This is a genomic window from uncultured Ruminococcus sp., from assembly GCF_947301925.1.
Lineage (GTDB): Bacteria > Bacillota > Clostridia > Oscillospirales > Ruminococcaceae > Ruminococcus.
On the sequence record NZ_CAMYUE010000001.1, the window covers coordinates 63,146 to 85,169 of the forward strand.

A 22,024-nucleotide genomic window follows, 5' to 3' on the forward strand; every position below is an offset into this window, starting at 1 on the left:
ATGGACATAGATCTCATTTTTAAGATCGCAGGGACAGGCATAATCGTGGCGGTGCTGAATCTTGTTCTGAAAAGGGCTGAGAGAGAGGAACAGGCCATGATGACTACACTTGCGGGACTGATAGTGGTACTCGTGGTCATAATCGACGAGATAAGCGAGCTTTTTGAAAAGGTGAAAACGGTTTTCGGGCTATGGTAGACAATTGCTTTTCCGTAGGGATATTCTGCGTGTGCGGAGCGCTTATATCCGTCATTTTGAAACAATATTGCTCTGAGGAAGCCCTTGCGGTATCCGTAGGAGTCTGCGCTTCTGTGCTTATTGGCTTTGTAGTCATGCTGGACGCCCCGTTTGCGGAGCTCCGCGGCATGATGCTCTCGGCAGGCATATCTGAGGGCTGTATATCCGTGATATTCAAGGCTGTGGGGATATGCTGCATCACTCATATCTCTGCTGAGCTCTGTCGTGACAGCGGTGAGGGCGCCATGGCTGCGGCGGCAGAGCTGTGGGGACGGGGAGCCCTTATCGTTATTGCGGTCCCCGTTCTTGAGGAGTTTGTGGGCCTGCTGGACACACTGATATAGGTGGAATATGAAAAGATCATTTGGAATGCTTTTTATCATTATATTGCTGCTGTTTTTTGCAGTTCCGGTCAGAGCAAATGCGGAGGATGAAACTGCTTCCGGGTCTTGTTTCTGCACTGAGCTTGACGGCATACTCAGCGATAACGATATCGGGTACAGCACCGATGAACTGACCGATATGAGCTTTTCTCAGCTTAGCGGAGAAGTAGCTGACAGAGTCAGCGTCCGCGGTCTCCCGGCACTTCTGGGGACTATTATTCTTGTAACGGTAATAACGGCGGCTGTAAGATCAGCAGGCACATTGTCACCGTCCAATTCAGATATATCGGGAACCGTCAGCGTTCTTGCAGCTGTTACGGTCATATCTCCGCACCTGTTTGACGTTATGGGAGCTTCCGTTGAAGCAGTTCAGACGGGAGGAGCCTTTATCGCGGTATTCATACCTGTTTTTGCTGGAGTTACGGCGGCTATGGGAGGAATTACCTCGGCAGGTATCTACGATATGGCAGTGCTTGCAGCCTCTGAGCTCATAGTTCAGCTGACAGGGAGCCTTCTCATGCCGATAGTCAGAGCCTCAGTCATGCTTTCGGCAACGGGCAGCGTTTTCGGCGGTGAGGGTCTCGGCAGTCTTGTTAAGCTCATAAAAAAGCTTATCACATGGACTATGACGGTGGCGATGACACTGTTCAGCGGCCTGCTTACGCTGAAATGCACACTGGCAGGAAAGGCGGACGGAGCAGCCTCAAAGACAACCCGTTTCGTTATATCGGGACTTGTCCCCGTTGTGGGCGGAGCCGTAAACGACGCATATTCAACAGTCCGCGGCAGCATTGATATCGTGCGGAGCTCCGTGGGCACGGCAGGCTGTATCGCTGTTGCGCTGATCTTCCTGCCGCCCATAATACAGCTTCTGCTGTTCCGAGCGGTCATGTGGACAGGGGCAGCGGTGGGTGAGCTTTTTTCCGTGGAGAGTATGTCGGAGCTGCTCAGATCACTTGACGCAGCTCTTGCCATAGTACAGGCCGTTCTGGTCTGCTATGGCATGATGTTCATACTTTCCTCGGCCATACTATTACAGACGGCAGGTGGTTGAAATGAAGGAACTGACATCGGCAGCAGGGGGAGTGTGCGCAGTATCTGCGCTGATATGCGTTCTGCGCATGATATCGGGCGGCACAAGGCTGAAGTCTCAGGCGGAGCTGCTGATGAAGCTTATCCTCGGAATGGCTGTGGCGGCAGTTTTCACCGACGGTATATCGGACTTTGAGATGCCTGAAGCATTAAGCGGCAGCGGTACGGACTACAGTATCATGTCGCAGGTCTGTGACGAGGAGGTGGCTGCCAGGGCAGGGGAGAATATCTCGGAGGTGCTCCGCGGACAGCTCCGCGCGGCGGGGATAGATGCGGAAAAAATAAGGACAGAGGTTAATATTTTGCAGGACGGCAACATAACTATTAGTAGGGTCGTAATAAGCACAGAGGATATCGAAGCTGCCGCCGCAGTTATCCGCAGCAGTCTCGGGCAGGAAACGGAGGTCGTGAATGGAGATGGCTGAAAAAATAAGGGAGCTTATAAAACAGAGGAAATGGGCTGTATTCATGACAGTCTGCGGCTGCGGGGGAATGCTGCTGATAATGATATCGTCCCTTATACCTGATAAGGCGGAGCCTGTAAAAGCTGCGGACAGCAGTTGTTTCAGTATATGTGACGCCGACAGCTTCTGTCATGAGACAGAGCAGAGGCTGGCAGCATTCCTCAGCGATATCGACGGTGCAGGAGAGGTAAAGGTCTATCTTTCGGCAGGCAGCAGTCAGCGTTACATCTATGCCGCCGAGGGTCGCCGAAGCCGCTCCGACAGCAAAACAGAGGAGGAAGAAAAGTATGTTATGATCGGCAGCGGAAGTGAAAAGAGCGCCCTTGTGGAGACCGTTGAGCTGCCCGAGATAAAGGGCGCCGTCATAGTATGCGGCGGCGGAGACGACGCTGCCGTAAGGGAAAGGATGTACAAGGCCGCTTCGGCGGCACTGGGTATATCAACAGCGAAGATATATGTTTCAAAACTAAGATAAAAGGAGATAATTCTATGAAAAAACCATCACTTATCATCGGAAAAAAGCAGATAATCATGACCTGTCTCACACTTATGCTGGCGGTGGCGGTCTACATAAACTATACCGCTTCACCGAAGCTTCCCGACGATGGCGGCTCTGCGGTATTTTCGGAGGAGACCGAAAAGGTCAGATACGGCGAGACTGAGTTCGTCAACGCTGATGCAGAACCTATGGCCGCAGACTATTTTGCACAGGCGCGTCTCGATAAGCTGAAGGACAGGGACGAGGCTGTACAGACTCTCCAGACAATGATAGGAGGAGGGGACGTCACAGAGGACGAAATGGTGTCCAACGCCCTTGACGCCGTACAGGTATCGAAGCTCATTGAGAGCGAGGGCACCATAGAATCACTGATAAAGGCTCAGGGCTTTCAGGACTGCATTGCCTATCTTGATGGAGAGAATGCAAAGATAGTAGTCAAGACCGAGGGACTTGACAAGGGGCAGGCAGCGTCCATAAAGGAGATCATTCTGGAGGAAACAGATGTCCCCGCAGAAAATATCAGAATTTTTGAGGTAAAATAGTTGAACTGAGAGAAATTATTTGGTATAATATAATAGTAAGGGTGTAAGCACAGCTTTGATTAAAAAATACACTCAAATATTTGCCAACGGAGGTCCGACATGGAAGTTGAAGAGATGAAGCCTGAGGTATCAAGCAGACTTAAAATATCAGAGGACGTACTCATATCTGTCGCAAAGCTTGCGGCTCTTGATGTAAAGGGCGTTGCGAGCCTTGGCGGAGAAGTGGGCAAGATGAGCAAGCTTCGCAGGAACGGCCCCATAAAGATCAGTATGATGGGCGATGTAGCGGCTATAGATATGAAGATAGTCATTAAGAGCGGCGAGAAGGCCTGCAATGTAGCTCAGGAAGTACAGACCGCGGTCAAGGAGAATGTCCAGAATATGACAGGAGTTCCCGTTGCAAGAGTCAACGTAACAGTCAGCGGAGTTGTATTTGAATGATCCGCAGATACGCGCAGACCGATCTTGAGGGAGCAGCGGAGGTATTCCGTGCTGCCTTTGCGGGAGAGCCGTGGAACGAGGACTGGTCCTATGAGCTTGCAGCCCGCAGGATAAGCGAACTGATGTCCGCACCTCAGTCGGCAGGCTATGTGAATGAGGAAAACGGCGTTATCACCGCCATTCTCTGCGGAAGGGTACTGCACTATCTTCGCGGTGCCGAGTATGTCATTGACGAGTTCTGTGTTTCTCCCTCGTCGCAGAGACAGGGGACGGGAACAGCCGTTATTGAATACGCAGCCTCGGAGCTGAAAGCAGAGGGCGTTGCGGCAATGGCGCTCATGACCGCAAGAGGCTTCCCCAGCGAGAAGTTTTACCTCAGAAACGGTTTTGAAGGAAACGACGGTATGGTATTCATGTACCGTTCAATAAAAGGAGAATGTAAATGACAAGACGTGAAATAAGAGACAGCGCATTCAAGCTGGTATTTGAACAGCTTCTGCGCGACGATGATATAAACGAGCTCTACGAGATCGCCGAGGAGATTGACGAGATCACCGTCAACGACGAGGTGAAGAAGATCGTTGAGGGCACACTCACTCATGCAGAGGAGCTTGACGGTATAATCTCCAGATACAGCAAGTCCAGGAGCATTTCCCGTATCTCAAAGCTGAATCTTGCTATACTCCGTATCGCTATGTACGAGTCGCTCTATGACGACAATACTCCCATGAATGCGGCTATAAGCGAGGCGATAAAGCTCTCCATGATGTATACCTATCAGGAGGACACAGCCTTTATCAACGGAGTTCTCGGCGCATTTTCAAGAGATACCCGGAAGGCAGATGGCGAAGATGCCTGAGTTTCTCGGAATAGATACCAGCAATTACACTACCTCGGCGGCGGTATACGTCAGCGGGGAGAACAGGATATACCAGACGAAAAAGCTGCTCCCCGTCAGGGAAGGCGAGCTGGGACTGAGACAGAGCGACGCAGTATTCCATCACACAAAACAGCTTCCCGAGATGATAGAGAAGCTGTTCAGCGGAAACATTCTCGGGGCTCCCCGTGTTGTGACCGCTTCTGCGAGACCGCGGAATACCGAAGGCTCCTATATGCCCTGCTTTCTTTGCGGAGAGGGCTTTGCGCGTTCTTATTCGGCAGTAACGGGCGCAAGGCTGTACACCACCTCGCATCAGGTGGGACATATACTTGCGGCTCTGTATTCCGCGGACAGGCTGGATCTTGTCAGGGAGCCCTTCATTGCTTTCCATGTGAGCGGCGGCACAACAGACTGTCTGCTGTGTGAGCCCGACGAGGAGGAGGTGCTTCGCATCACCGAGATCGGAACTTCCCTCGATCTGAAGGCGGGACAGGCCGTTGACCGTGTGGGCGTTATGCTTGGACTTCGCTTCCCATGCGGCGCAGAACTGGAAAAGCTTGCCGCAGCCGCCGACAGGCACTATAAAGTAAAGCCTGTACTGAAGGACGGCAGCTGCTGTCTTTCGGGAGTAGAGAACAAATGCAGGAGTATGCTGGAAAAGGGAGAGACTCCCGGGAATATTGCGGCATACTGCCTTGATAATATTGCAGAGACAGTGATCGCCATGACGGCTTACGCCGTGGAGAACCGCGGGGAGCTCCCGCTGGTTTTCGCAGGGGGAGTGATGTCGGACGTCATTATCCGCGACAGGATAATTTCCCGATTCCCCTCGGCAAGCTTCGCACAGCCGCAGTTCTCCTGCGACAATGCGGCAGGAGTGGCGATATACGGCTATCTGAAAAGCACAGGAGATAAATGATGCCTGTAATCACAGTTACACAGATAAACAGATACATCGGCTCCATACTGAAAAATGACCGTAATATCCAGGGTATAATGGTCCGCGGAGAGATATCCAACTATGTGAAGCATTTCCGCAGCGGCCATGTTTATTTCACTCTGAAGGACAGCGAGAGCGCGGTAAAAGCCGTGATGTTCGCAAATTCCGCAGCCCGTCTGAAGTTTGAGCCCGAGGACGGCATGGCGGTGATAGTTTCGGGAAGTATAGGAGTATACGAACGTGACGGAGCCTATCAGCTCTACGTCAACGACATAATCCCCGAGGGTGCAGGCGCGGCAGGCGCAGCTCTGGAGCAGCTGAAGAAAAAGCTGCAGAAGGAGGGCATATTCGATACCGCCCACAAGCGGCCCATACCGCCCATGCCGAAGAAAATTGGCGCAGTAACCTCACTCAGCGGCGCGGCGGTCAGGGATATCATAAATGTACTTTCAAGGAGATACCCCATAGGCGAGGTCTATGCGGTAAATGCACAGGTACAGGGCGAGGGCGCTCCCGAGTCGGTATGCAGGGGCATACTTCGCGCAGAGGCCGCAGGCTGCGACGTTATAATCGTGGGACGCGGCGGAGGCTCCAGCGAGGATCTCAGCGCGTTCAATACGGAAAAGGTGGCCTATGCCATATACAACTGCAAGGTGCCTGTGATCTCGGCCGTAGGACACGAGACCGACTTTACCATAGCCGATCTGGCCGCGGACCTGAGAGCTCCTACTCCTTCAGCGGCGGCAGAGCTGGCAGCTCCCGATATCTCACTGCTGTATGAGAAGATATCCGTGCTGGAACGCCGCGAAGAAAAGGCTGCCCTTGCGGTCCTTGACAGGAGCACGGACAGGTTCATCGCACTGAATGCCCGGCTGGCAGCTCAGTCGCCCGACAACAGGCTGAAGTTGACCGAGGAAAGGCTTTCGTCTCTTGACAGACGCCGTGAGACCGCGTTTCTCCGCTATATGGAGAGCCTTGAGCGTAAGCTGGGCGAAAAGGCGGCAAAGCTTGACAGCCTTAGTCCGCTGAAGGTGCTTTCCAGAGGCTATTCTCTGGTCTACAAGGAAGACAAGCTGCTCAGCAGCTCCGAAAGCATAAGTAAGGGCGACAAGGTCAGGATAACCTTCGGAAGCGGCGGTGCTGAGGCCGAAATAACTGATAAATGGTGATAAAATGGCAAAGAAAGTAACTTTTGAGGATAATATGACGCGGCTGGGACAGATAGTTGCGGAGCTTGAAAAGGGCGATATTCAGCTTGAAAAGGCAGTGGAGCTCTACGGCGAGGGCGTAAAGCTCTCGGCAGCCTGCCGCAGACAGCTGGACGAGGCACAGATAAAGATAACGGAGGACGGCGGAGAAACACCGCCGGAGGATTAATTATGGCAGATTTCAAGGAAAAGCTCAATGAGTACATCACCTTCACGGAAGAAAACCTGAAGAAATACAATACACATTCGGACAGCATGGCTGCGCAGAAAAACCTTATCGACGCCATGAATTATTCTCTTGAGGCTGGCGGAAAGAGGATCCGTCCCGTGCTGGTCTACGCCTTCTGCAACGCACTTGGCGGAGACTACAGGAAGGCCTGCGCACCTGCTGCGGCTATCGAGATGATACACACATTTTCATTGATACACGACGACCTTCCCGCAATGGACAACGACGATTTCCGCCGCGGAAAGCCATCGTGCCACAAGGCCTTCGGCGAGGCTATGGCCATACTTGCAGGCGACGCTCTTTCGGTGCAGCCCTTTGAGATCATCGCCGACGACCATAACCTCACAGCAGAACAGAAAGTAAAGGTTATATCCTGTCTGGCAAAGGCAGTGGGCAGGGCAGGCATGATAGGCGGACAGGTCATTGACATGGAAAACGAGGAGCGCAGCGACGTGGACGAAGCAAATCTCCGCAATATGTACCGCCACAAGACGGGGCAGCTCATAGCTGTGTCCTGCATGATGGGCTGTATATGCGCAGGCGCCGACGAGGAAACTATAGCAACAGCCGCTGATTACGGCTTCAGGCTTGGCCTTGCCTTCCAGATAGTGGACGATATACTTGACGTCACAAGCACCACTGAGGAGCTGGGCAAGCCCGTGGGCAGCGATCAGGAGGAAAACAAGACCACCTTCGTGACGCTTTACGGCGTTGAAAAGGCTCAGGAAATAGCAAATGCAGTTACAGACGAGGCTCTCGGCTGCCTTGAAAAATTCGGAAACGATCCATTCCTCACACAGCTGACGGAAATGCTTCTGAAAAGAAAGAATTAACGTAAAGGAGCTGCGGAGTGTCTCCGCATTTCGTAAAAAATGAAGGAAAATATAAATAACAATGAAAAGGTGACCCTTGAGGAGCTGGAGCTCCCACAGGATCTGAAAAAGCTGACTATACCCCAGTGCTCGTCGTTGTGCAAGGAGATCAGGAACATACTTATATCCACCGTTTCAAAGACAGGCGGACACCTGGCCTCAAATCTGGGCGCTGTGGAGCTTACCATGGCTATACACCGCAATTTCAACTCTCCCGAGGACAAGATAGTGTGGGACGTCGGTCATCAGGCCTACACCCACAAGATACTTACGGGCAGACTTGACAGCTTTTCCACGCTCAGGCAGGAAAACGGCATATCAGGCTTCCCCAAGCCCGAGGAGTCGGAGCACGATACGTTCATAAGCGGCCACAGCAGCACATCCGTATCAGTGGCCTGCGGTATCGCAGAGGCTATGGAGCTCCAGGGCAAGGACAACTATGTTGTGGCAGTGATCGGAGACGGCGCCATGTCGGGCGGAATGTTCTACGAGGCCATGAACAACTGCGGCAGGGACAAGCAGAGAAATCTCATCGTCATACTCAACGATAACAATATGTCTATCTCAAAGAGCGTGGGTTCACTTTCAAAGTACCTCACCTCGCTGAGAAACACGGAGAAGTACCTCCACACCAAGCGTGCGGTTGAGCGCGGCCTGGAAAAGATACCGCTGGTGGGAACAAGTGTTGCCAAGGGCATCAAGAACGTGAAGGATTCGGTGAAATCCAATATCCTGGAGCAGAGCACCATGTTCGAGGACATGGGCTTTATATATCTGGGTCCTGTAAACGGACATAATCTCTCCGAGCTGGAGGAGATTTTCCACATGGCGAAGTCCTATCATCAGCCTGTTTTCATACACGTCAAGACCGTAAAGGGCAAGGGCTACAAGCCTGCCGAGGAAAACCCCGGAGAGTATCACGGCATATCCAAATTCGATATAGCTACGGGCAATCCCGAGGTAGCTGCCGCTGACAGCTATTCCACAGTATTCGGCAAGGAGCTGGTAAGGCTGGCAGAGAATGATGACAAGCTCTGCGCCATAACAGCGGCCATGAAGTACGGAACAGGATTGCAGTTCTTCCACTTCAAGTATCCGGATAGGTTCTTCGATGTAGGTATCGCCGAACAGCACGCCGTGACCTTTGCAGGCGGACTGGCCTCCATGGGCATGACGCCTGTATTTGCGGTGTATTCCACATTTCTCCAGAGAGCCTACGACCAGCTTGTCCACGATGTGGCCATAGGAAAGCTCCATGTGGTACTGGGAATAGACCGTGCAGGCATAGTTGGCGAGGACGGCGAGACCCATCAGGGACTTCTTGATGTGCCGATGCTTACGTCCATACCAAATACGGTAGTTTACTCGCCCTCATGCTATTCCGAGATGAAGATGTGCATGAAAAAGGCAATATATGAGGAAAAGGGACTTGCGGCCGTAAGGTATCCCAGAGGCGCCGAGAAGGTGGATTTCAGCGAATTCCACCTGACTACGGAGCACCTGTTCATACGCGAGGACAACAGCCGTACCCTTATCATCACTTACGGACGGCTTTACAATGAAGCCTACAAAGCTCAGCAGAAGCTGAAGGCCGAAGGCGTAAACTGCGATATACTGAAGCTTACAAGAATTTATCCCCTTGCCGACGATCTGGGTGAGTCCATCAGGAACTATGAGCGTATAGTATTCTTTGAGGAGTCCATCGGCGATGGCAGTATTTCCGAAAAGGTGGGAAATGTGCTTTCTGAGCTTGGCTACTGCGGAGATTACAGCAGAGTCACTGCCCACGGCTTCGTAAAGCAGGCCTCGGTAAGGTCATGTCTTGAAAAGCTGGGACTCACTGCTGAGAAAATGGCGGAATATATTATAAACAGGAGCAGCGCTCATGGCAAGGCTTGACAGTGAGCTCGTCTCCCGCGGACTTGCAAGGAGCCGTGAGCGTGCAAAAGAAATGATACGCTCGGGAAGCGTTACCGTAAACGGCGTCAGGGCGAAAAAGCCCTCCGACGAGGTGACGGCTGATGACAGGATAGAGTCCTCCGAGACGGATATCTATGTGGGCAGGGGAGCCCTCAAGCTTGAAAAGGCTTTTGAGGAGTTCGGACTTGACCTTAACGGCAGGGTCTGTCTTGATATAGGCGCTTCCACTGGCGGATTTACCGATTTCATGCTTCAGCACGGAGCGAGGAAGGTCTTTGCCGTAGATGTGGGCAACGGCCAGCTGGCGGAGTCTCTCAGGAATGATCCCCGTGTGGTGAATATGGAGGACACCGATATCAGGAACGTCACCGCCGAGGATATAGGCGGACAGGCAGATTTCATATCCGTTGACGTATCCTTTATCTCTCTTACAAAGATACTCCCCAAGGTCTGCGAGCTTCTGAAGGACGGCGCTGAGGCGGCCGTGCTCATAAAGCCGCAGTTTGAGGCAGGCAGGAGCGATATAGGCAAAAAAGGCATCGTCAAGGACAGAAAGGTTCATATCCGCGTACTTTCGGAGATAGACAGCTTTGTAAATGCAGTGGGACTTACGGCGGAGAGGTATACCTTTTCTCCCGTCCGCGGAGGAAGCGGCAATATAGAATATCTGGCAAAGCTGCGCAAAGCCGCAGGTGAGCCTGTGATACACGATTTCAGGGAGCTGGTGGACAGCTCCTTCAGTAAACTATAAGGAGTGCGTTTATGAAGGCAGCATTGTACCCTAATTTTCAGAAGCCCAATGCGCTCAGCTGTGCCCGCGAGGCCTGCGACGTTCTTGCGGAGTGCGGCATTGAGGTGACTGTAAGTGAGATGTTCAGGAAGGATTTTTCCGACAAGCCTCACGTCAGATTTGAAGATATAACCGAGTCTGCAAAGACCTCGGACATAGTGCTGGCCATAGGCGGCGACGGAACCATACTCCGCTGTGCCAAGCTCCTTATCGGTACAGATACAAAGCTTCTCGGCATAAATACGGGAACTCTCGGTTTTATGGCAGGCCTTGAGGCCGACCAGCTGGACAAGCTGAATCTCCTTACCACAGGAGAGTATGAGATATCCCAGCGCATGACCCTTGATGTGGTATACCACGGCAAGGACGGGGATATCACAGCTGCCGTCCTGAACGAGGTTTCCGCACGCTCGGGAAGCTTCCATATATGCGACTTTGAGGTCTTTGCGGACGATTATCTCATAGGCAGATACCGTGCGGACGGCGTTCTTTTCAGCACCCCGTCAGGTTCCACTGCCTATGCCCTTTCGGCAGGCGGACCCGTTATCGAGCCCGACCTTGAATGTATCGAGATGACTCTCATATGTCCCCATTCGCTGTTTTCAAGAGCCACCATGTTCAGCCCCGGGCGCAGACTAAGAATGACGGACACCACCACCCGGGAGGACTGCATGGTCATAAGCGTGGACGGAGAGCATTTCGCCAGCATTGGCATAGGGGAGTCCATAGACATCTGCCGCGGAAAGAACAACATCAATTTTGTGAACCTGATAGGGAATTCATTCCATGAATCTCTCTGCAAGAAAATGTGCAAGCCTATAAAATAAGGAGCAGCTTTGTATTATGAAGAACCGCAGACATGAAGCAATACTTGAAATAATCACGGAAAAGCCTGTAGCCACACAGGAGCTTCTTATCCAGCTCCTTGCGGAACGCGGCATAAAGACCACACAGGCTACGCTGTCACGGGATATACAGCAGCTCTCGCTTGTAAAGCAGAGGGACGACAAGGGAGTATACCGCTATTCGCTGCCTGCTGCGGCGGCTGCGGAGAAGTCCCTTTTTGAGGAGGCTGTCATATCCGTGGATTACGCCATGAACACCATAGTGCTGAAGTGCCGTGCAGGCATGGCGCAGGGCACCTGTGCCGCCATAGACTCCGTGGAGCACCAGGGCATAGTGGGTACTATCGCAGGGGACGATACCATATTTATCCTTGTCCGCAGCGAGGCTGACGCGAAAAAGCTCTCGAAGAAATTCCGCAGCGAGCTGTTTCCGAGGAGGTAAGCTCTCAGAATGTTAAAGGAGATCTATATACAGAATCTTGCCGTGATAAAGGAAGCAGTCATACCTCTCGGCGGCAGGCTCAATATATTCACAGGCGAGACAGGCGCAGGTAAATCCATACTGATAAACGGCATAAACGCTGTTCTCGGACAGCGCTGCACAAAGGATATAGTCCGCACAGGCTGCGACAAGGCGGTGATAACCGCCCTTTTCACCGATCTTTCCGACGAGGTATGCGGGAAGCTTGACGAGCTGGGCATCGCTCACGACGACAGGGAGATAACAGTTACCCGTGAGATAAGCGCCGACGGCGGCAGCGTTTCACGAATAAACCACAGGACAGCCTCGGCAGCTCTTCTCAAAGAGATCGGAGCCATGCTGATTAACATACACGGACAGCACGACAACCAGATACTTCTCGACAGCGACAAGCATCTGAAGATACTTGACGACTTCGGCGGAGATGATACGCTTCTCAGTGAATACCGCGTCACCTTCAGGGAGCTCCAGCAGACGGCCCGCAGGCTTGGCGAGCTTAAAAAGCAGGAGCAGTCCCGCATGGAGCGCAGCCGCTATCTCAACGGCATAATCGACGATATAGGCGAGCTGGAGCTCCGCGAGGGCGAGGACGATGAGATAGAGAAGGAGTACGAAACGGCTAAAAACTCCGAGAATACCATAGCCGCCGTAAAGAACGCTGTCAGCCTCATAACAGGCGATCAGGCCGCAAATGACATGATAGTATCGGCCGAGACAGAGATAGCACGATTTACCGACAGCAGTACTGCCATTAACAGCCTTTACGAGAGGCTTTCCGCCGCTGAGATAGAGCTTGCGGACATAGCCTCCGAGCTGGAGGCTCTTGCGGACAAGGTGGAGCTGGACGGTCAGCGCCTTGAATATCTCGCCGCAAGGCTGAACAATATCAACAAGCTGAAGCGTAAGTACGCTCTGGACTGCGACGGACTCATAAAGCTCTATGACGACGCCTGCCGTGAGATAATGCAGCTTGAGAGCTCCGACAGCGAGATAAAGGAGCTTGTACAGAAGCGCGAGGCTCTGCTCCACAAGGTCACCGAGCAGGCAAAGGCCCTGTACGATCATCGTGAGGCAGTTGCCGTTCGCTTTAAGGAGCGCGTCACCGAGGAGCTTGAATTCCTCAATATGGCGGGAGTCATAATAGCGGTACGCCATGAAAAGGGCAAGCTCACCGTGAACGGCATGGACACGGTGGAGTTCCTTATATCAGCCAACAAGGGCGAGGAGCCGAAACCCATATCCAGAATAGCCTCGGGAGGCGAGCTTTCAAGGATAATGCTTGCTCTGAAAAGCGTTATCGCCGACAAGGACTCTATCCCCACCATGATATTCGACGAGATAGACACGGGAGTCAGCGGAAAGGCTGCCCAGAAAATAGGCATAAAGCTGCGCAGCATAGGCAAGGTCCGCCAGGTCATCTGCGTTACACATCTCTCGCAGATAGCGGTCATGGCGGATAACCACCTGCTCATCGAAAAGCAGATAGCAGGCGACCGTACAGAGACCCATGTGATACAGCTGGATATGGATGGCAGAGTTGCCGAGATAGCGCGTATAATGGGCGGCGAGGATCCCAGCAGCCTGATGCTGGACAATGCAAGAGCCGAGATCGAGAAGGCTTCAGAGCTTTAATGGAGGAAGTATATTGATAATTTATTCCACAAGACACGGACAGACCTCCTTTAACAGACAGGAGATCATCTTAGGCACTACCGATATAGAGCTTGACGGGACAGGCGAGGAGCAGGCAGAGGAGCTTGCCGAAAGGATAGCCGCAATGGGAGAGATAGACATTATAATAGCCTCTCCCATGAAAAGAGCGCAGAGAACTGCCGCTGTTGTCGCAGGCCGCTGCGGACTTGACGTTGTCACCGATGAAAGGCTCCGTGAATGGGATTACGGCGATTTTGAAGGCAGGAGCCGTTTTACGGAGGGCTTTGCGGATAATAAGGTGAACTTCGGAGTGAGGATGGGAAGCAGCGGAGAATCCCTGCTTCAGCTCTCTCACAGGGTCTATTCCGCCCTTGACGATATCATAGAGAGATATCATGACAAGACCGTGCTGATCGTATCACACGGAGGAGTATGCCGCGTGATCGAAACATACTTCAACGATATGACAACGGATCGGTTCGCAAACTGGTTTATGGACAACTGCGGACTGATAAAGTATATTACAGAATGAGCGGAGGGATATAATGAAGATAGGCGTTGACTACTATCCCGAACAATGGGACAAGGCACTCTGGAAGGCAGATGCCGACCTGATGAAGAAAACAGGAGTAAAGCTAGTAAGACTGGGCGAGTTTGCTTGGTCACGGCTGGAGCCAAAGGACGGCGAGTTCGATTTTGACTGGCTCGACGAGGTGATAAGCACCTTTTCGCGCCATGCCATGGGTATAGTCCTCTGTACTCCTACAAGCTGTCCGCCTCTGTGGATGTATGAGTCTCATCCCGAGATAGTACAGGTGGGAGCTGACGGCAACAGGATCCAGACGGGCATAAGGGGACACCGCTGTCTCAATTCACCCGTGTTCCTTGGCTATGCAAAGAGGATAACGGAGCAGCTTGCAAAGAGGTACGCCAATAATGCCGCAATAGCTGCCTGGCAGATAGACAACGAGCTTGAGGCATATCCCTGCACCTGCGAGGTATGCCGAGGACTTTTCCGCGACTGGCTTTTGGATAAGTACGACGACCTTGACAGCATCAACGCCGCCTTCGGCAATATTGTATGGAGCGGAGAATACAGCGATATATCACAGATTCAGCCGCCCAATGCCTACCCGAAGGCCTGGCAGAACCCTGCCCTCTGCCTTGAATACGCAAGGTTCTCGTCGGATATGACAGCAAAGTTCGCCCATGATATGGCAATGATAATCAAGCGTGAGAATCCCAGAGCAAAGGTAACGACAAATACGCTGTTCTGCAAGGATACTCCCGATTTCTATAAACTGTTCGCAGGCCTTGATTTCGTCTCATACGACAACTATCCTCCTGTAAGGCTCAGGGACGGAAACGGACGCAGCTGCTCCCATGCACTGTATCTCGATCTTATGAGAGGCGTCAAGCAGAAGAATTTCTGGGTAATGGAACAGCTCAGCGGCCCTACGGGCAGCTGGATGCCCATGGGACCTACGCCCCGTCCGGGACAGATAAAGGGCTATGCCATGCAGGCAATGGCTCACGGAGCCGATACGGTCATGCACTTCCGCTGGCGTACAGCAAACAAGGGCGCCGAGATGTACTGGCACGGCCTTATCGACCACAGCAATGTTCCTGGACGCCGCTTCAGAGAGTTTGCGGAGCTTTGCAGGCTTTCATCGAAGCTCAGCGTTATCGAGACCACAGAGCTGGTATCCGAGATAGCCATACTCTACTCACCCGACAATGATACCGCATTCAGGATACAGCCCCAGACCGAGGGCTTCGACTACTTTGAGCAGATCAGGTGCTTCCATGCGGCCTTCTCCAGGTACGGAGTAAATGTGGATATAGTGTCTCCCTACAGCGATCTCTCCAAGTATAAGGCGGTCATAGCGCCGTCCATGTATGTTTATGAGAAGAACGCCGCAGAGAACATCTACCGTTATGTCATAAAGGGCGGAACGGTGGTCATGACCGCAAGGAGCGGCGTGAAGGATAACTGCAACAACTGCGTGATGGAGCCTCTGCCCACGGTATACAGGGAGATGATAGGCGCCGAGATATCGGAATACGATCCTATCGGCAATGAGGAGCAGACCATCGTTGATTTTGCAGGCAACTCCTACAAGTGCAGTCAGTGGTGCGATATTCTGGAGCTGGGCACAGCCCGTGCCTATGCGGAATACAAGGACTGCTTCTACAGCGGAAGTCCCGCAGTCACCATGAACCGCTATTGCAGCGGTGTGGCCTATTATATCGGCACTATATGCGGAATGGACTTTTATGAGAAGTTTGCAGGCAATATCATGAAGCAGACAGGCATACCACGTCTGAAGGACCTTCCCGAGGGAGTTGAGGTCACCACAAGGACAAACGGCCTGGACGACTATATCTTCTTCTTCAACAATTCGGAGCAGGAGGCGGATATAACACTTCCAAAGGCTATGTACAGCATTATAGACGACAGCGAGAAGGACAAGCTGAAGCTGAAGCCCTTTGACATGGATATCGTCAGAAAGTAGGAATAAATGAGGATCGTTTTGCAGAGAGTGACCTCGGCAAGGGTCACAGTTGACGGAGAGGTCACAGGAAGTATAGGCACGGGATTTCTGTTGCTTTTCGGAGTAGGCCATGAGGACACCGAGGAGGACTGCCGCAGACTGGCGGACAAGATATCGGGACTTAGGATATTCTCAGACGAGAACGACAAGATCAATCTTGATCTTGACAGCGTAGGCGGAGCTATACTGGCAGTGCCACAGTTCACACTGTATGCCGACTGTCGCAAGGGAAACCGTCCCAACTTCATACAGGCGGCGAAGCCCGGAAAGGCCAATGCTCTCTTTGAATACTTCGTGGAGTATCTCCGCGGGAAGGGCAAGCAGGTGGAAACGGGAGTATTCGGCGCCGATATGAAGGTAGAGCTCCTTAACGACGGCCCGTTTACAGTAATACTCGAATAAAAAACAAGGTCTGAGAACGCTTCGTTCTCAGACCTTTTCATTTATGTTACGAAAAAGTCAATATACCGTATAAAGCCGTGATTTCTGCCAAGACTTTAACAGAGGTGATGATATGGTCAGAAAACGCGGCGAACACGGCGTCATAGTTCTTACGGCGTTATTTTTCGTTGTATTCACGCTGATAGCCTGCAATTTCTACAGGCTGTCCTGCGGAGAGAACGGCGTACCTGCGGCCTATATCCGCAATACGGTCACAATAGAGGCAGGGAACTGTCAGGGGACTATATACGACAGGAGCATGAGACCACTTGTAAATGCGGATACCGAGCGGCTTGCAGTTGCTGTTCCCACGGCTCTGGACAGGGATATATGCGCGGAATATGCCACAGACAGGGAGAGCTTCCTTGCGGAATGGGATAAGGGGCAGCCCTTTGTTTTTCAGTGTACGGAAAAGGCTCTGGAATCGGAGGGACTTACGGTTTTTGAGGTGCCTGTAAGATATTCGGAGGATCAGACAGCACGCCATGTTATAGGCTATCTTTCCGAGGACAGAGGGGCGGACGGCATAGAGTATGCCTATGATTCGGTGCTGCGAAGCGATCTTCCGCAGAACAGCGTAACTTATAACACCGACGGCTTCGGCAATGTCCTCATAGGAGACAGCAAGAAGGTATTCCGTTCAGGCTCCTACAAAAGCGGAGTCGTGCTGACTATCGACAGGGATATACAGCGTATATGCGAGGAATGCGGCAGGGGGATATCTGCGGGAGCCATTGTCTGCGCCGATATAAAGACAGGAGATATACTTGCCATGGCCAGCTTTCCTGATTATTCTCCCGAGGATATGGAAAAGGCCATGACCGACGAGCACAGCCCTCTTATCGATCGCTGTCTCTACTCCTACAGTGTGGGCTCCGTATTCAAGCTGGTAACAGCCGCAGCCGCCCTTGAACAGGGGAACAGCGGTTATATGTACAGCTGCAGCGGAAGCATAGATATCGGCGGCAGAGTATTCAACTGCCATAAGCTTGACGGCCACGGATTGCAGGATATGCAGGCAGCTATGACGAATTCCTGCAACACCTACTTCATCGACCTTGCAAGATGTCTCGATATTGCGAAATACAGGCAAAAGGCCTCATACCTTGGCTTCGGCAGGGAAAACTATCTCTGCGCAGGGATAACGGGCTCGGGAGGAGTGCTGCCCACAGAGGAGGAGCTCTCTGTTCCTGCGGAGCTTGCCAATTTTGCATTCGGACAGGGGAGACTTACGGCAACGCCCTTACAGATAACACAGCTGACCTGCGCCATAGCCAACGACGGGAAAATGCCTGTATTGCGTCTTATTAAGGGCATGACCGCAGAGGGCACAGTCATAAGCGGAGAAAAGCCGCCCCAGCTTTCCGGGGTAATGAGCAGCGAGGACGCGGAAGCACTGAGAAAAATGATGATACTTGCAGTGCGTGAAAATGAGAACTCAAAGGCAAAAAGCCGCAAAATAAGCGTGGGAGCCAAGACCTCCACAGCTCAGACCGGCAGATTTGATGAAAAAGGGAATGAGCTGTGCCATGCGTGGATAACAGGCTTTTTTCCGGCAAGGAAGCCCAGATATGCAGTGACAGTTCTTGTTGAGGACGGCGGTTACGGGAATGATGTGGCAGCGCCTGTGTTCAGGAGGATAGCCGAGAAAATGACAGACCTTGAAAAACCGAAATAATGCAGTATTTTTTTTGAAATAGTTGACATTTCCGAAAAACAGCGCTATAATATTAAATGTATAGCGTTGAAGGGACTGACTGTCTGTAAGCGGAGTTCAGAGAGAAGGCGTCTGGTGCGAGCCTTTATCCGCAGGGCAGGTGCTTACCCTGAGCTACCTTTGGAAACAAAGGCGTATTTCTGCGTTAAGGATATCGAGGAGGGAGCACTGCTCCTTCAAATTTGGGTGGTACCACGAGAGCCTTCGTCCCATTTGGCGGCGGGGCTTTTTTTGTATTACTAAGTTTTATATTTTTATTAAAGGAGATATATTTATGCAGTGGACAGGTCTTAATGATCTTCGTGAAAAGTATCTTTCGTTCTTCGAGAGCAAGAACCATACAAGAATGGCAAGCGCTTCTCTCGTTCCCCAGGGTGACAAGAGCCTTCTCCTCATCAATTCGGGTATGGCTCCTCTGAAGAAGTTCTTCCTGGGTCAGGCTACTCCTCCCAACAAGAGAGTGACTACCTGCCAGAAGTGCATCAGAACTCCCGATATCGAAAGCGTGGGCAAGACTGCCCGTCACGGTACATATTTCGAGATGCTTGGCAACTTCTCCTTCGGCGATTACTTCAAGACCGAGGCTATCGAGTGGGCGTGGGAATTCCTTACAAAGACTCTTGAGATACCTGCCGAAAAGCTCTGGATCACAATATTCGAGAGCGACGATGAGGCTGAGCAGATCTGGGAGAAGCATATCGGTATCCCTCACGACAGGATAATCCGTCTCGGCAAGAAGGATAACTTCTGGGAGCACGGCTCAGGTCCCTGCGGCCCGTGTTCAGAGATTCACTTCGACCGCGGCGAGGCCTACGGTCCCTTTGAGAGCTTCGAGCAGGCCAGCGACTGCGACAGAGTGATCGAGATCTGGAACCTGGTATTCAGCCAGTTCGACAGCGACGGCGAAGGCCATTATGCCGAGATGAAGAACAAGAACATAGATACAGGTATGGGTCTTGAGAGACTTGCCTGTGTTATGCAGGGCGTGGACAATATCTTCGAGGTAGATACTGTTCAGAACATCATGAAGCACATCTCCTCCATTGCAGGTGTTGAATATAAGAAGGACGCAAAGAAGGACGTTTCCCTCCGTGTTATCACAGACCATATCAGAAGCACTACCTTCATGGTCGGCGACGGTATCCTTCCTTCAAACGAGGGACGCGGATATGTTCTCCGCCGCCTTCTGAGAAGAGCTGCCCGTCACGGCAGACTCTTAGGCGTTAAGAGACCTTTCCTCACAGAGGTCTGCGATACAGTTATCAACGAGAACGCCAACGCTTACCCCGAGCTTGCCGAGAAGCGCGACTATATCAAGAAGATCATCGGCGTTGAGGAGGAGGCTTTTGCCAAGACCATCGACAAGGGCACTGAGCTTCTCAACCAGTTCACAGACAAGCTTGCTGCCGAGGGCGGCAAGGTGCTCTCAGGCGACGACGCATTCAAGCTTTCCGATACATACGGCTTCCCCATAGATCTTACAGAGGAGATATGCGAGGAGAAGGGCTACACCGTAGACCGTGACCGCTTCACTGAGCTGGCTAAGGAGCAGAGAGCAAGAGCCAAGGCAGACCACGCTGCAAAGGCAGGCTCATCATGGGCTGACAACAGTATAAAGGTCGATGCTCCCGCTACCATATTCACTGGATATACGGACTTTGAGGCCGAGGACGCCGAGATCCTTGCCATATACAGGGACGGCGCAGAGGTTGAGACCGCTGTTGAGGGCGATAACGTTGTTATCGTTCTCGATGTTACTCCTTTCTATGCAGAGAGCGGCGGACAGGTAGGCGATACAGGTATGCTCCTCAACGGTGCAAATATCGCTGCTGTTGACGATACTATCAAGTCAGAGGGACACTTCCTCCACATCGCTACTATCGAGCAGGGAAGCCTCTCCAAGGGCGACAAGGTAACAGCTCAGATAGAAAAGGACCGCAGAATGGCTATCATGCGCAATCATACCACAGCTCATCTTCTCCAGCACGCACTGAGACAGGTTCTGGGCGATCACGTTCACCAGGCAGGACAGCTGGTCAACGAAAAGGCCTGCCGTTTCGACTTCAACCACTTCAGCGCTATGACCGATGAGGAGATAGCAAGAGTTGAGGATATAGTAAACGCTGAGATAATGTCTGCATTCCCCGTAACTATGGAGGAAATGCCCATTGATGAGGCAAGAAAGCTGGGAGCAATGGCTCTCTTCGGCGAGAAGTACGGCGATACAGTCCGCGTTGTAACAGCAAACAAGTCTGTTGAGTTCTGCGGCGGTACCCATATATCAAACACATCACAGATAGGACTCTTCAAGATAGTATCAGAGAGTTCCGTAGCAGCAGGCGTAAGACGTATCGAGGCTGTGACGGGTCTTAACGTTATAGCTCTCCTCAACGAGTTCAAGAGCACTATCGCAAAATCAGCAAAGGCTCTGAAGCTTGCCAACGTCAACGAGCTTCCCGAGAAGTGCGCTGCTATGGCTGCCGAGTCCAAGGACAAGGACAAGAAGATCGAGAGCCTTACACAGCAGATTGCCAACTCCAAGACGGCTGCTCTCTTTGACAATGCCAAGGAAGTAGGCGGCGTGAAGATAGTTTCCGCAAGAATGGACGGCTCTGCTCCCGACGCTCTCAGAAAGCTGGGTGACAGCGTAAAGGACAAGAACGAGGCTATAATAGCTCTCTTTGCAGGTACAATCGGTGAGAAGGGAACATTCTACTGCGTCTGCACCAAGGACGCTGTTGCAAAGGGCGCCAATGCAGGCAGGATCGTTCGTGAGATAGCAGCCGTAACAGGCGGTAAGGGCGGCGGAAAGCCCGACGGCGCTATGGCAGGTGCAGGCGATATAGCAAAAATCGACGAGGCTATGTCTAAGTTCGCAGACGTAGTTGCCGATACAATGAAATAATTCTGTAATAAAGGAGAATCAGTATGGATTGTTTATTCTGTAAGATAATCGACGGAGAAATACCGAGCACTAAGGTATACGAGGACGAATTCGTCTATGCCTTCAAGGATATCGCTCCTATCGCACCTATGCACATACTCATAATCCCCAAGGTGCATATAACAAGTGCAAACGATATCACAGAGGAGAATTCCTCCGTTGTTGCAAAGGTATTTGAAGCAGCCGGAAAGATCGCAAAGGAGCAGGGTTATGACAGCTACCGCATAATAAACAACTGCGGCGACGACGCAGGTCAGACAGTGAAGCACCTTCACTTCCACCTTCTCGGCGGCGTAAAAATGGGCTGGGGACCCGAGTCCCTGGGCAAAACTGAATAAGGAGCATAACTATGGCCGGTACATATAAAATGACTATTGCAGGAATGGAGAGGGAACTCCCTCTCTGTCCTCTCAATGACAAGATCGACATTGCGGCTTTCGTAATGTTTTCGGACGTGGAGCTTACAGTTGCAGCCGCAGAGCAGCTTCTGGAAAAGTCTCCCTACTTCGATGTTATCCTCACAGCCGAGTCAAAGGGCATACCTCTTGCATACGAAATGGCAAGACAGAGCGGAAAGCCCTATGTAGTTGCAAGAAAGTCCGTAAAGCTGTACATGACCGACCCAATTGCGGTCACAGTCAAGTCAATAACAACAGCTGCCGAGCAGACTCTTTATCTGTCTCAGGAGAAGGCTGCAATGCTGAAGGGCAAGAAGGTGCTCCTTCTTGATGATGTTATCAGCACAGGCGAGTCTCTCAACGCTCTCGAGAAGCTTACAGAAGCAGCAGGCGGCGAGATCTCGGGCAGATCTGCGGTGCTTGCAGAGGGCGATGCTGCGGACAGAAAAGACATCTGCTTCCTTGAGAAGCTGCCTCTTTTCTTTAAATAAGA

25 protein-coding genes are annotated in these 22,024 nt (G+C 51.9%); all 25 read left to right on the forward strand.

Features of this window, described 5'->3' with window-relative positions:
* The 25 genes from spoIIIAC (at position 1) to Q0Y65_RS00370 (ending at position 22,022) form a co-directional block, all read left to right on the forward strand.
* Positions 1 to 198, forward strand: coding sequence for a stage III sporulation protein AC (gene spoIIIAC, locus Q0Y65_RS00250; RefSeq protein ID WP_297955327.1), 198 nt, complete (start codon positions 1 to 3; stop codon positions 196 to 198).
* Between the two features lie 113 nt (positions 199 to 311).
* Positions 312 to 581, forward strand: a complete 270-nt coding sequence (locus tag Q0Y65_RS00255; protein WP_297955330.1) for a SpoIIIAC/SpoIIIAD family protein — start codon at positions 312 to 314, stop codon at positions 579 to 581.
* Positions 582 to 588: 7 nt separating this feature from the next.
* Complete coding sequence (locus Q0Y65_RS00260; protein WP_297955332.1) at positions 589 to 1,674, forward strand: stage III sporulation protein AE; 1,086 nt, start codon at positions 589 to 591, stop codon at positions 1,672 to 1,674.
* 1 nt (position 1,675) lies between these two features.
* Complete coding sequence (locus tag Q0Y65_RS00265; RefSeq protein ID WP_297955334.1) at positions 1,676 to 2,137, forward strand: hypothetical protein; 462 nt, start codon at positions 1,676 to 1,678, stop codon at positions 2,135 to 2,137.
* On the forward strand, positions 2,124 to 2,651 hold the full coding sequence (locus Q0Y65_RS00270; protein WP_297955337.1) for a hypothetical protein: 528 nt from the start codon (positions 2,124 to 2,126) through the stop codon (positions 2,649 to 2,651). Before Q0Y65_RS00265 ends, Q0Y65_RS00270 begins: the two co-directional genes overlap by 14 nt.
* A gap of 14 nt (positions 2,652 to 2,665) precedes the next feature.
* A complete protein-coding gene (locus tag Q0Y65_RS00275) occupies positions 2,666 to 3,217 on the forward strand; it encodes a SpoIIIAH-like family protein (RefSeq protein ID WP_297955340.1) in 552 nt (183 codons plus the stop codon).
* Positions 3,218 to 3,316: 99 nt separating this feature from the next.
* Entirely contained in the window at positions 3,317 to 3,658 is a 342-nt protein-coding gene (locus Q0Y65_RS00280) for an Asp23/Gls24 family envelope stress response protein (protein ID WP_297955343.1), read from the forward strand.
* Entirely contained in the window at positions 3,655 to 4,104 is a 450-nt protein-coding gene (locus tag Q0Y65_RS00285) for a GNAT family N-acetyltransferase (protein ID WP_297955346.1), read from the forward strand. Before Q0Y65_RS00280 ends, Q0Y65_RS00285 begins: the two co-directional genes overlap by 4 nt.
* The gene (gene nusB, locus Q0Y65_RS00290; RefSeq protein ID WP_297955348.1) at positions 4,101 to 4,517 is read left to right on the forward strand and encodes a transcription antitermination factor NusB; all 417 of its coding nucleotides are present in this window, start codon (positions 4,101 to 4,103) and stop codon (positions 4,515 to 4,517) included. The genes Q0Y65_RS00285 and nusB overlap by 4 nt, the downstream gene beginning before the upstream one ends.
* On the forward strand, positions 4,510 to 5,457 hold the full coding sequence (locus Q0Y65_RS00295; protein ID WP_297957031.1) for a peptidase M22: 948 nt from the start codon (positions 4,510 to 4,512) through the stop codon (positions 5,455 to 5,457). The genes nusB and Q0Y65_RS00295 overlap by 8 nt, the downstream gene beginning before the upstream one ends.
* Positions 5,457 to 6,647 (forward strand): exodeoxyribonuclease VII large subunit, encoded by a 1,191-nt coding sequence (xseA, locus tag Q0Y65_RS00300; RefSeq protein ID WP_297955350.1) that lies wholly within the window; start codon positions 5,457 to 5,459, stop codon positions 6,645 to 6,647. Before Q0Y65_RS00295 ends, xseA begins: the two co-directional genes overlap by 1 nt.
* 4 nt (positions 6,648 to 6,651) lie before the next feature.
* Positions 6,652 to 6,855, forward strand: a complete 204-nt coding sequence (xseB, locus tag Q0Y65_RS00305; protein ID WP_297955353.1) for an exodeoxyribonuclease VII small subunit — start codon at positions 6,652 to 6,654, stop codon at positions 6,853 to 6,855.
* 2 nt (positions 6,856 to 6,857) lie between these two features.
* A complete protein-coding gene (locus Q0Y65_RS00310) occupies positions 6,858 to 7,748 on the forward strand; it encodes a polyprenyl synthetase family protein (protein WP_297955356.1) in 891 nt (296 codons plus the stop codon).
* A gap of 39 nt (positions 7,749 to 7,787) precedes the next feature.
* Positions 7,788 to 9,686, forward strand: a complete 1,899-nt coding sequence (gene dxs / locus Q0Y65_RS00315; RefSeq protein ID WP_297955359.1) for a 1-deoxy-D-xylulose-5-phosphate synthase — start codon at positions 7,788 to 7,790, stop codon at positions 9,684 to 9,686.
* On the forward strand, positions 9,673 to 10,458 hold the full coding sequence (locus Q0Y65_RS00320; RefSeq protein ID WP_297955362.1) for a TlyA family RNA methyltransferase: 786 nt from the start codon (positions 9,673 to 9,675) through the stop codon (positions 10,456 to 10,458). Before dxs ends, Q0Y65_RS00320 begins: the two co-directional genes overlap by 14 nt.
* Before the next feature lie 11 nt (positions 10,459 to 10,469).
* Positions 10,470 to 11,324, forward strand: a complete 855-nt coding sequence (locus Q0Y65_RS00325; RefSeq protein ID WP_297955365.1) for an NAD(+)/NADH kinase — start codon at positions 10,470 to 10,472, stop codon at positions 11,322 to 11,324.
* 16 nt (positions 11,325 to 11,340) lie between these two features.
* Entirely contained in the window at positions 11,341 to 11,784 is a 444-nt protein-coding gene (gene argR, locus Q0Y65_RS00330) for an arginine repressor (protein ID WP_297955368.1), read from the forward strand.
* 9 nt (positions 11,785 to 11,793) lie between these two features.
* A complete protein-coding gene (recN, locus tag Q0Y65_RS00335; protein WP_297955371.1) occupies positions 11,794 to 13,455 on the forward strand; it encodes a DNA repair protein RecN in 1,662 nt (553 codons plus the stop codon).
* 13 nt (positions 13,456 to 13,468) lie between these two features.
* Positions 13,469 to 14,008, forward strand: a complete 540-nt coding sequence (locus Q0Y65_RS00340) for a histidine phosphatase family protein (RefSeq protein ID WP_297955374.1) — start codon at positions 13,469 to 13,471, stop codon at positions 14,006 to 14,008.
* 13 nt (positions 14,009 to 14,021) lie between these two features.
* Positions 14,022 to 15,992, forward strand: a complete 1,971-nt coding sequence (locus Q0Y65_RS00345) for a beta-galactosidase (RefSeq protein ID WP_297955376.1) — start codon at positions 14,022 to 14,024, stop codon at positions 15,990 to 15,992.
* A 6-nt stretch (positions 15,993 to 15,998) separates the two neighbouring features.
* Positions 15,999 to 16,433 carry a D-aminoacyl-tRNA deacylase gene (gene dtd / locus Q0Y65_RS00350; RefSeq protein WP_297955378.1) on the forward strand — a complete coding sequence of 145 codons (435 nt, stop codon included), beginning with the start codon at positions 15,999 to 16,001 and terminating at the stop codon, positions 16,431 to 16,433.
* Positions 16,434 to 16,545: 112 nt separating this feature from the next.
* Positions 16,546 to 18,150 (forward strand): penicillin-binding protein 2, encoded by a 1,605-nt coding sequence (locus Q0Y65_RS00355; protein WP_297955382.1) that lies wholly within the window; start codon positions 16,546 to 16,548, stop codon positions 18,148 to 18,150.
* 313 nt (positions 18,151 to 18,463) lie between these two features.
* Positions 18,464 to 21,094, forward strand: a complete 2,631-nt coding sequence (gene alaS / locus Q0Y65_RS00360) for an alanine--tRNA ligase (protein ID WP_297955384.1) — start codon at positions 18,464 to 18,466, stop codon at positions 21,092 to 21,094.
* A 23-nt stretch (positions 21,095 to 21,117) separates the two neighbouring features.
* A complete protein-coding gene (locus tag Q0Y65_RS00365) occupies positions 21,118 to 21,471 on the forward strand; it encodes a histidine triad nucleotide-binding protein (RefSeq protein ID WP_297955386.1) in 354 nt (117 codons plus the stop codon).
* A gap of 11 nt (positions 21,472 to 21,482) precedes the next feature.
* Entirely contained in the window at positions 21,483 to 22,022 is a 540-nt protein-coding gene (locus tag Q0Y65_RS00370) for a phosphoribosyltransferase family protein (protein ID WP_297955388.1), read from the forward strand.
* The last annotated feature ends 2 nt before the right edge of the window (positions 22,023 to 22,024 follow it).

What these genes read in the sequence shown, in the direction of transcription:
- spoIIIAC (WP_297955327.1), top strand. Translation starts at nt 1, where the DNA reads ATGGACATAGATCTCATTTTTAAGATCGCAGGGACAGGCATAATCGTG.
- Q0Y65_RS00260 (WP_297955332.1), top strand. Translation starts at nt 589, where the DNA reads ATGAAAAGATCATTTGGAATGCTTTTTATCATTATATTGCTGCTGTTT.
- Q0Y65_RS00265 (WP_297955334.1), top strand. Translation starts at nt 1,676, where the DNA reads ATGAAGGAACTGACATCGGCAGCAGGGGGAGTGTGCGCAGTATCTGCG.
- Q0Y65_RS00270 (WP_297955337.1), top strand. Translation starts at nt 2,124, where the DNA reads ATGGAGATGGCTGAAAAAATAAGGGAGCTTATAAAACAGAGGAAATGG.
- Q0Y65_RS00275 (WP_297955340.1), top strand. Translation starts at nt 2,666, where the DNA reads ATGAAAAAACCATCACTTATCATCGGAAAAAAGCAGATAATCATGACC.
- Q0Y65_RS00280 (WP_297955343.1), top strand. Translation starts at nt 3,317, where the DNA reads ATGGAAGTTGAAGAGATGAAGCCTGAGGTATCAAGCAGACTTAAAATA.
- Q0Y65_RS00285 (WP_297955346.1), top strand. Translation starts at nt 3,655, where the DNA reads ATGATCCGCAGATACGCGCAGACCGATCTTGAGGGAGCAGCGGAGGTA.
- nusB (WP_297955348.1), top strand. Translation starts at nt 4,101, where the DNA reads ATGACAAGACGTGAAATAAGAGACAGCGCATTCAAGCTGGTATTTGAA.
- Q0Y65_RS00295 (WP_297957031.1), top strand. Translation starts at nt 4,510, where the DNA reads ATGCCTGAGTTTCTCGGAATAGATACCAGCAATTACACTACCTCGGCG.
- xseA (WP_297955350.1), top strand. Translation starts at nt 5,457, where the DNA reads ATGCCTGTAATCACAGTTACACAGATAAACAGATACATCGGCTCCATA.
- xseB (WP_297955353.1), top strand. Translation starts at nt 6,652, where the DNA reads ATGGCAAAGAAAGTAACTTTTGAGGATAATATGACGCGGCTGGGACAG.
- Q0Y65_RS00310 (WP_297955356.1), top strand. Translation starts at nt 6,858, where the DNA reads ATGGCAGATTTCAAGGAAAAGCTCAATGAGTACATCACCTTCACGGAA.
- dxs (WP_297955359.1), top strand. Translation starts at nt 7,788, where the DNA reads ATGAAGGAAAATATAAATAACAATGAAAAGGTGACCCTTGAGGAGCTG.
- Q0Y65_RS00320 (WP_297955362.1), top strand. Translation starts at nt 9,673, where the DNA reads ATGGCAAGGCTTGACAGTGAGCTCGTCTCCCGCGGACTTGCAAGGAGC.
- Q0Y65_RS00325 (WP_297955365.1), top strand. Translation starts at nt 10,470, where the DNA reads ATGAAGGCAGCATTGTACCCTAATTTTCAGAAGCCCAATGCGCTCAGC.
- argR (WP_297955368.1), top strand. Translation starts at nt 11,341, where the DNA reads ATGAAGAACCGCAGACATGAAGCAATACTTGAAATAATCACGGAAAAG.
- recN (WP_297955371.1), top strand. Translation starts at nt 11,794, where the DNA reads ATGTTAAAGGAGATCTATATACAGAATCTTGCCGTGATAAAGGAAGCA.
- Q0Y65_RS00345 (WP_297955376.1), top strand. Translation starts at nt 14,022, where the DNA reads ATGAAGATAGGCGTTGACTACTATCCCGAACAATGGGACAAGGCACTC.
- dtd (WP_297955378.1), top strand. Translation starts at nt 15,999, where the DNA reads ATGAGGATCGTTTTGCAGAGAGTGACCTCGGCAAGGGTCACAGTTGAC.
- Q0Y65_RS00355 (WP_297955382.1), top strand. Translation starts at nt 16,546, where the DNA reads ATGGTCAGAAAACGCGGCGAACACGGCGTCATAGTTCTTACGGCGTTA.
- alaS (WP_297955384.1), top strand. Translation starts at nt 18,464, where the DNA reads ATGCAGTGGACAGGTCTTAATGATCTTCGTGAAAAGTATCTTTCGTTC.
- Q0Y65_RS00365 (WP_297955386.1), top strand. Translation starts at nt 21,118, where the DNA reads ATGGATTGTTTATTCTGTAAGATAATCGACGGAGAAATACCGAGCACT.
- Q0Y65_RS00370 (WP_297955388.1), top strand. Translation starts at nt 21,483, where the DNA reads ATGGCCGGTACATATAAAATGACTATTGCAGGAATGGAGAGGGAACTC.